This window comes from Frankia sp. CoWAU3 (genome assembly GCF_977971855.1).
Map to the genome: position 1 here is coordinate 18,297 of NZ_CDWWXB010000048.1, position 2,466 is coordinate 20,762.

Annotated in this window: 2 protein-coding genes; both read left to right on the plus strand. The window is 69.6% G+C overall.

Annotated elements, in window-relative coordinates:
- Window positions 1–487: 487 nt before the first annotated feature.
- Window positions 488–1,780, plus strand: coding sequence for a PhoH family protein (locus AC08ON_RS07110; RefSeq protein ID WP_476606865.1), 1,293 nt, complete (start codon window positions 488–490; stop codon window positions 1,778–1,780).
- A gap of 179 nt (window positions 1,781–1,959) precedes the next feature.
- Window positions 1,960–2,466, plus strand: a 507-nt coding sequence (gene msrA, locus AC08ON_RS07115) for a peptide-methionine (S)-S-oxide reductase MsrA (protein ID WP_476616663.1), incomplete at its 3' end; no start/stop codon positions are given.

The following is a 2,466-nucleotide window of genomic DNA, read 5'->3' on the forward strand; positions in this document are numbered from 1 at the left end:
GGTCATCCGGCTCTCGTCGGTCGCCGGGCTCATGGATCCGGTGGCGACCTGCGGCCGGTCGGTGCCTGTTGCCCCGGTCGGTGCCCGTCGCCGGAGTCGGCGCAGGTCCCGGGGCTTCTGAACCGGGCAGGGAGCGGTGACCTGGCTTCCTCGGGCGGCCGCTCGTGGTCCGGCCTCCGACGGCGCCACGCGCGGCGGCTGATGCTCCGCGTCATGATCCGGACGCAATGTGACCGATCGGGGTGCGACGGGAACTCCGGGGTGCGAGACGTTCCCAGTTCTTAACGTAACGTGTTGTCGGAAGTGGGTCGCCATCATCGAGGGCTGCGGTTACCGTGGGAGCGCTAGCGTCTCAAGCCGTGGTCCGGCATGGTGCCGGACCTCTCGGGAGGCCCCTCGGTGCCGCAAGCGCGACTACACCAGGAGGCCGGTGCCCGGCCCCTGCAGGGGTCGGTCCCGGACTACCTCCGAGTAAGCGGGTGGGCGTGTGCCACGAACGCATGTCGTCGACACAAGCGTGCTGCTTTCTGATCCTGGCGCGCTGCTGCGGTTCGCGGAGCACAATGTCGTGCTCCCCCTCGTTGTCATAGGGGAGCTGGAAGGCAAAAGGAACCATCCGGAACTGGGCTGGTTCGCCCGGGAGGCACTACGCATCCTGGACGATCTGCGCATCCGGCATGGTCGCCTTGATCAACCGCTCCCGCTGGACAACGGCGGGATGCTACGGGTGGAACTCAATCACACCGATGCGGCGGTGCTTCCACCGGGGTTCCGGGTCGACACGAACGACTCGCGGATCCTGTGCGTCGTGATGAACCTCGCCCGCGAGGGTGCCGACGTCGTACTGGTCACGAAGGATCTCCCGCTGCGGGTCAAGGCGTCGGTGCTGGGGCTGCCCGCCGAGGAGTACCAGGCGCTGTCCCCGGTGGACACCGGCTTCTCGGGGATGGCCGAGCTCACCGTCACCCAGGAGGACCTCGACCGGCTCTACTCCCGCGAGTACACCGAGATCCTGGAGGCCGCCGACCTGCCCTGCCACACCGGCCTGGTCCTCACCACCACCGGGGGGAGTGCCTCCGCGCTCGGCCGGGTGACCGCCGACAAGCAGGTCCGGCTCGTCCGCGGCGACCGCGACGCGTTCGGCCTGCACGGTCGCTCCGCCGAGCAGCGGGTCGCCCTCGACCTCCTGCTCGATCCGGATGTCGGGATCGTCTCCCTCGGCGGTCGAGCCGGCACCGGTAAGTCGGCGCTTGCCCTGTGCGCCGGGCTCGAAGCTGTGATGGAGCGCCGGGCGCACCGCCGGGTGGTGGTTTTCCGCCCGCTGTACGCCGTCGGTGGCCAGGAGCTCGGGTACCTCCCGGGCAGCGAGAACGAGAAGATGGCGCCCTGGGCCCAGGCGGTGTTCGACACTCTCGGTGCGCTCGTCTCCCCCGAGGTCATCGAGGAGATCGTGGATCGTGGGATGCTGGAGGTGCTGCCGCTCACGCACATCCGTGGCCGGTCCCTGCACGACGCGTTCGTGATCGTCGACGAGGCCCAGTCCCTGGAGCGCGGGGTGCTGCTGACCGTGCTGTCCAGGCTCGGGCAGGGGTCACGGGTGGTGCTCACGCACGACGTGGCACAGCGCGACAACCTGCGGGTCGGCCGGCACGACGGGGTCGCCTCGGTGATCGAGACCCTGAAGGGCCACCCGTTGTTCGCGCACGTCACGCTCACCCGTTCCGAGCGATCGCCGATTGCGGCCCTGGTCACGACGATGCTGGAGGATCTCGTTCTCTGAGCGATCTTGTTCTCTGACGGCGTGCTCCCCGATGGTCCGGCGAACGTTCGATGAACCTCCGGAGAACCCCCGGAGAACGTTCGGAGGGCATCTGGAGAGCGTCCGAGGGTCCCGGGCTACGGGACGTGTGGCCGCGGTGCGCGGTTGTGCGAGGAGACAACCACCGGAGGTGGCTTCCCATGTTCTTCGGTCGTCACAAGACGACACTGCCCACGCCCGAGCAGGCCCTTCCCGGCCGGGATCGGCCGGTGTTCGCGGGCGACGTCCCGCACACCGTGCTGGGGACCCCGCTCGCCGGCCCGTTCCCGGCGGGTCTGGAGACCGCCGTGTTCGGCCTCGGCTGCTTCTGGGGGGCCGAGCGCGCGTTCTGGAAGGTTCCCGGGGTGTACACCACCGCCGTCGGCTACGCCGGAGGGCACACCCCGCACCCCACTTATGAGGAAGTGTGTTCCGGGCTGACCGGGCACACCGAGGTCGTCCTCGTGGTGTACGACCCCGCGAAGGTCGGCTACGAGGAGCTGCTGCGCGTGTTCTGGGAAGGGCACGACCCGACCCAGGGCATGCGGCAGGGCAATGACGCGGGCACCCAGTACCGTTCGGCGATCTACACCACCACTGCCGGGCAGGCCGCCGCGGCGGCTGCCAGCCGCGAGGCGTTCCAGCAGGTGCTGACCGCCGCGGGCCTC